This window comes from Candidatus Thioglobus sp., from assembly GCF_028599055.1.
Taxonomy (GTDB): domain Bacteria; phylum Pseudomonadota; class Gammaproteobacteria; order PS1; family Pseudothioglobaceae; genus Thioglobus_A.
Map to the genome: position 1 here is coordinate 5,100 of NZ_JAQRMS010000041.1, position 5,681 is coordinate 10,780.

At 41.3% G+C, this 5,681-nt stretch carries 7 protein-coding genes; all 7 read right to left on the bottom strand.

The features are described from left to right. Positions 1-153: 153 nt before the first annotated feature. The 7 genes from PSN35_RS04090 to PSN35_RS04120 all read right to left on the bottom strand — a co-directional run bounded on the left by PSN35_RS04090 (position 154) and on the right by PSN35_RS04120 (position 5,598). A complete protein-coding gene (locus PSN35_RS04090) occupies positions 154-1,050 on the bottom strand; it encodes a DUF3530 family protein (protein ID WP_300029842.1) in 897 nt (298 codons plus the stop codon). Beyond that, on the bottom strand, positions 1,031-1,549 hold the full coding sequence (locus PSN35_RS04095) for a tetratricopeptide repeat protein (protein ID WP_300029845.1): 519 nt from the start codon (positions 1,547-1,549) through the stop codon (positions 1,031-1,033). The genes PSN35_RS04090 and PSN35_RS04095 overlap by 20 nt, the downstream gene beginning before the upstream one ends. A 28-nt stretch (positions 1,550-1,577) precedes the next feature. Beyond that, on the bottom strand, positions 1,578-2,261 hold the full coding sequence (locus tag PSN35_RS04100) for a rhodanese-like domain-containing protein (protein ID WP_300029850.1): 684 nt from the start codon (positions 2,259-2,261) through the stop codon (positions 1,578-1,580). A 53-nt stretch (positions 2,262-2,314) separates the two neighbouring features. Continuing rightward, entirely contained in the window at positions 2,315-2,959 is a 645-nt protein-coding gene (locus tag PSN35_RS04105; protein WP_300029852.1) for a rhodanese-like domain-containing protein, read from the bottom strand. Between the two features lie 92 nt (positions 2,960-3,051). After that, on the bottom strand, positions 3,052-3,282 hold the full coding sequence (locus tag PSN35_RS04110; RefSeq protein WP_300029855.1) for a hypothetical protein: 231 nt from the start codon (positions 3,280-3,282) through the stop codon (positions 3,052-3,054). A gap of 113 nt (positions 3,283-3,395) precedes the next feature. Next, a complete protein-coding gene (gene rnhA, locus PSN35_RS04115) occupies positions 3,396-3,833 on the bottom strand; it encodes a ribonuclease HI (protein WP_300029857.1) in 438 nt (145 codons plus the stop codon). Further along, positions 3,826-5,598, bottom strand: coding sequence for an N-acetylglutaminylglutamine amidotransferase (locus tag PSN35_RS04120; protein WP_300029860.1), 1,773 nt, complete (start codon positions 5,596-5,598; stop codon positions 3,826-3,828). The genes rnhA and PSN35_RS04120 overlap by 8 nt, the downstream gene beginning before the upstream one ends. Between the last annotated feature and the right edge of the window lie 83 nt (positions 5,599-5,681).

A 5,681-nucleotide genomic window follows, 5' to 3' on the forward strand; every position in this document is an offset into this window, starting at 1 on the left:
TCTGCCGAGAAAGACAACTAGACCCTATTAAAATCTTTGACGGCCTCATTCATAAACACTTGGGTGAATCATTACGCGGACCATTTAACCTAGATGCGCGCAAGTGTGCCGATTTTACCGAACAAGAGCTGGCCTACCTACAGGCAAGGCAACCTAATTAAGTTTTCTTAGCCAGGTGTCAATCACACTAACTAATTCATCAGCTGTGCCACTATCTTTGAAGTAATGGTCCGCGCTAGCAACGACCTTTTGCGCACTTTGTTTGTTGTTGGCAATATCCATTAACCAGCGTCGGCCTTCAGCAGAGCGCCTAACACCCGGGAAATCTTTTTCACCGTATACATCTAACACCGGCTTTAGCATAGTATCAAGTGGCATGCGCTTAATCACTTTTTGCTTATAGTCCGTTGCACCCATACCAACCCCAACATAAGCGCTTATTTTATCATCGCCAAATTTATCAAAATAACTCATGGCCATATGCGCACCACAACCATGAGCAATTAAAATGATGTTATCAATGCCCTGGCGCTTATAAAAATCAATCGCTGCTTCAATGCGCTCATGTGCATAAGGGAAAATTGGCACATAATCGTAATAAGTAGCTTGCTTATCAAGCACAGGCATTTGCACCGATAAACTATGCCAACCTTTGGTTGCCATACCCACTCGTAGCGGTTTAATAACACTATCCCAATTAGCATGAAAACCACGTGAGTGTAAGACAATAACACCACCTTTTGCCTCGTCAGCTTCAGCCTCCATGTAAATACTAAACACCTCTTTGTCATCTGCAAGTGGTAAATATTCAACATCGCCATCCATTACCGCTTCTTCAATCTCAGCAATCATGCGATTTTCACGTTCAAAATCTGGCTTGGCATCGGTAAACTGATTGTAAAATTTTTGCAAAACACTAGGGTTAATATCTCCTAATATAGGCAATTTTGGAAATTTCGGAAAATTATCCAAATTTGGAAAGAAGGCTGTAGCATTCATCGAAACACTACACAATATTGCGATCATTAATTTATTCAACATATTTTTCATTAAGTAACTCCAATGCTGTTTTGGCATCTGGATGATTGTTTTGAGTGGCGCGATTAAACCAATAATAAGCCTGTTTAAGATCGCCTTGTTCCAGCATCAACGATGCCAAGTTATACTGAGCATACTCATCTTCTTGCTGTGCAGCGGCCAACCACCACTGCTCAGCCAGCTTGATGTTTTTCTCAACACCTTTGCCATCATAATAAAGCATACCTAATTCACTTTGAGCATACGACAACCCTTGTTCGGCTGATTTCTCAAACCATTCAAAGGCTTTTTCTTCGTCTTTCTCGGCGCCCAAGCCATGTAAATAGCTCAGACCAATATTATTTTGCGCAGCACTATGTCCGCCGTCAGCGGCACGCATCATCCAATTAAATGCATCGTCATTTCGACCCATCTGTGAATAATCGTAGCCAATTTGATACCAGCGATCAAACCTTGTTTCAGCTTGCGCAAATGAGGTTGTTAACCCATAAAAAAGGGACGCTATTAACATCCCTTTTTGTAAACCAATGGTTAACAAGTTACTTAACTGTTAAGCCCAAAAGCTTCCAATCATTCATACCACCACGGTAGTATTTGATCTTGCTTTGTGGGTAACCCATAGTTAATAGTGCACGAATCGCCGCAGGCGATTGACCACACCATGAACCATTACAGTACAAGTATAATGTTTTAGCACCATCGTAATCTAGCACGCCGTCTAGATCCTTAACGCCAAACTGCTCAACCATTAACTCTACAACAGCCATTGGATCTTTAGCCAGTGCTTTTGAGTTAAGCTTAGTAAATGGTACATTCACTGCGTGAGGAATCATACCTTTCTTGGCCCAACCCTTAGTACGTGCATCAATGATTAATTGAGAAGCATCACCGCCAGCAATATCACGCGCTGCGTGAATTACGTCTAGCTCAGTCACTGTTTCAACTGCAGCTGGCGCGAACGGCTCAGTTGGCTGAATACAGAATGGTGGACAAGGGCGTGATGTTTTAGCAAACGCTGGATCTACCGTATTGCCGTTATCAGCATTACGAGAAATACCTGCAATTTCTAATACACCCTTAACGATACCAACTGGCTTACCTTTCTTAACTGCTGGTGCAGAAGAAGCGTTATTCCAGTTAAAGCTTGAGTCATGAAATGTAGCAGCTTGAGCGCTTAACGCGAACGTTGACGCAATTGCTAGTGCAAATAATTTAGTTTTCATAATAATCTCCTAGATTAAAAAGCACTCAATAATGAGTGCTTTTTATGAATCAATTACTTAGTTGTTAAACCTAAAGATTTCCAAGCATTCATACCACCACGGTAGTACTTAATCTTGTTCTCAGGGTAACCCATTGTTAACAATGCTCTAATTGACGCTGGAGACTGACCACACCATGAACCATTACAGAACAAGTATAAAGTCTTAGCGTTATCGTAATCTAGCACGCCGTCAAGATCTTTAACACCAAATGTCTCAGTCATGATTTCTACCACAGCCATCGGATCTTTAGCTAATGCTTTAGAGTTAAGCTTAGTAAATGGAACGTTTACTGCGTGAGGGATTGTACCTTTCTTAACCCAACCCGGAGTACGTGCGTCAACTACCAATACAGAAGTATCGCCATTTGCAGCATCACGCGCTGCGTGAATTACGTCTAATTCTGTTACTGTGTCAACTGCTGCAGGTGCAAACGGTGCAGTAGGCTGAATACAGAACGGCGGACAAGGACGTGATGTCTTTGCAAATGCTGGATCGATCGTTGCTTTGTTGTCTTGATTACGTGAAATACCCGCAACTTCCATAACACCTTTTACGATGCCTACAGCTTTGCCAGTTACTTTTTCACCAGCAAAAGCTGCTGATGATGTTAATACTGCAGCGACTGCAGTTGATACTACTAATGATTGAAATCTCATGCCTCTCTCCTCTTTTTTATATAAAAAATAACTCTTAATTGAGTTGGTTATTATTAGCCCCCCAAGAAGGCGAACGCTAAAAATTCTGTTGTTTAATCGCAGCTAGGCTCTTCTTCTAAGTTGTGATTAGCGAAAAAATCCATGACACATTCTTCTCTTTCATCGTCTTCTTTACCGTCACAAAAATCTTGTGCACCATCACGCACTACTTGCATTTGCACCTCTGTTGCGTCTGCGCCTAACGGTGCTACTGACTCACCATCTTGGTGTGCAAATACGTTTGTTGTTATTAAAAATGCGAATAATACGGCTATTTTTCTCATTACTTATCTCTCCCTTGTTTTAAATGCTGATAGTTGATTGTATTTATACCACCTAAAATTATAATTGCAACTTAAATCAATACTATCTAAATATCATAATATTATAATAATTGCTAGCTCATAGCATCCATGGCTTGATTGGCTAATGCGTCTGCCATTTCATTTCCTTCGTCACCACTATGGCCTTTAACCCAATGCCAATGCACTGTGTGCGTTGCGTTTAATGTATCTAGTCTCTGCCACAGATCCACATTTTTAACCGGTTTTTTGGCAGCTGTTTTCCAACCTTTAGCCTTCCAGCCTTTGACCCAATCTTTAATGCCATTCATGACATATTTAGAATCTGTGTACAAATTAATATCAATGTCTTTTGATTTAATCGCTTCCAATGCCTTAATAGCAGCCGTGAGTTCCATGCGATTATTGGTCGTGTCTTTTTCTCCGCCTTTGAGTTTTTTATCATGATCGCCATAACGTAGCCAAACACCCCAACCACCAACACCTGGATTACCACGACAACCACCATCGGTATAAATGATTATTTTATCCATCGACATTTACCTCTAACCAATATTCTAACAATGCCAAATGCCAAAGTCTTGAGCCATTGAGTGCCGTCATATATTGCTCAGGCTGATTAATAACTTTTTGCACAAATTCTTGGTCAAACACCCCGCGATTAATACAAGCGCTTGAAGTTAGAATGTCTGACATAAAGTCTAAAAATTCACCACGAACATATTTTAGTGCTGGCATCGGAAAATAGCCTTTTTTTCGATCTATAACACTATCAGGTAGCAACCCTCTGGATATTTGCTTTAAAGGGTGCTTACCCTCCTCGCTCATTTTTAAGCTCGGCGGCATGCTTAGCGCATGTTCAACCAATTGCGCATCCATAAATGGCACTCTAGCTTCTAGCCCCCAAGCCATGGTCATGTTATCCACGCGCTTCACCGGATCGTCCACAATCAAACGAGTGATATCAGTGCGAAACACCTTATCCATAAATTCATCCGCATTGGCTTTAGCGAATTCTTTATTAAGCCAGGCTTGCGTATGATTGCCCGAATGATACTTTTGATTCACCGTTTGCAAGTATTCTTCATACGGCCTATCTACATAGTGCTTAGAAAAACGCTCAAGCTCCGAGCCAGTCTCAGCTTGCATACGTGGGTACCAAAAATATCCTGCAAACGCCTCATCCGCACCTTGACCTGATAACACCACTTTAATGTGTTTTGACACTTGCTCAGATAACAGATAAAAAGCCACCGCATCTTGCCCAACCATAGGCTCGGCCATATTAGCAACTGCATCACCCAAGCGCGGCAATACTTGAGAATTACTCACCACGTATTTTTCATGGCGGGTGTTAAATCTGTCAACAATTTGATCGGAGTATTCAAACTCAGAGCCTACTTCATCACCAATATCTTCAAAGCCAATGGAGAATGTGCGAATATCTTGATGCCCGGCCTCATTAAGCAATGCCACCAACAAAGAGGAATCCAGCCCGCCTGATAACAATACACCAATAGGTACATCAGCTGCATCCATACGTTTAAGCACTGCTTGGGTTAATAACTCATGGGTACGCTCAATATACTCATCGTTTGAATAGCTAGCTTCTGGTCGTTGCGCCTTGGGTTGCCAATAAGTGGTTTCTTTAATATCGCCATTTGGCTTAATAATTAAGGTGGTGGCCGGCTTGATTTTATTAACTCCTGTGAGAATCGTATTAGGTGCAGGCACCACACCATGCAGGGATAATTGTTGCTGCAAAGCGACTGAGTTAATGTCAGTATTAGCACCAATAGCTACTAATGATTGTGTATTGGAGGCAAAACTAAATGCACGATCGGTTAAATTAAAATACAGCGGTTTAATACCCATACGATCTCTAGCAACAAACAAGTGCTGTTGTTTTTTATCCCAAATACAAAACGCAAACATACCGTCTAAATGCTTAACGCAATCCTCGCCCCAGTGATGGTAAGCTTTAAGAATGGTTTCTGTATCCGAATGCGAGAAAAACTCATAACCTTTATCAATCAACTCAACGCGCAACGCCTTATAGTTATAAATTGTGCCATTAAACACCAAGACTAAATCTAGCGTTTGATCCACCATAGGTTGTGCTGCAAAATTAGATAAATCAATAATACTCAAACGCTGATGGCCAAAGCCAACCTGATGATCCGTCCACTCGCCTGAGGCATCCGGGCCTCGGCGTGCAATCTTAGACATCATCAGATTTAAATCATTCGAGTTGACTGCTTGTTGATCAAATCTTAACTGGCCACAAATACCGCACATAAGTTAGTGTTAGAAAATGTAAAATAGCTATTTTAGCAAGTAATAAATAGGACTAGTAAGTAATGGCTCAAACACTTTACGAC

Bases quoted from the DNA above. Each gene is read 5' to 3' on its own strand.
- PSN35_RS04110 (WP_300029855.1), bottom strand. From the start codon at position 3,282: ATGAGAAAAATAGCCGTATTATTCGCATTTTTAATAACAACAAACGTA.
- PSN35_RS04095 (WP_300029845.1), bottom strand. From the start codon at position 1,549: ATGTTAATAGCGTCCCTTTTTTATGGGTTAACAACCTCATTTGCGCAA.
- PSN35_RS04100 (WP_300029850.1), bottom strand. From the start codon at position 2,261: ATGAAAACTAAATTATTTGCACTAGCAATTGCGTCAACGTTCGCGTTA.
- PSN35_RS04105 (WP_300029852.1), bottom strand. From the start codon at position 2,959: ATGAGATTTCAATCATTAGTAGTATCAACTGCAGTCGCTGCAGTATTA.
- rnhA (WP_300029857.1), bottom strand. From the start codon at position 3,833: ATGGATAAAATAATCATTTATACCGATGGTGGTTGTCGTGGTAATCCA.
- PSN35_RS04090 (WP_300029842.1), bottom strand. From the start codon at position 1,050: ATGAAAAATATGTTGAATAAATTAATGATCGCAATATTGTGTAGTGTT.
- PSN35_RS04120 (WP_300029860.1), bottom strand. From the start codon at position 5,598: ATGTGCGGTATTTGTGGCCAGTTAAGATTTGATCAACAAGCAGTCAAC.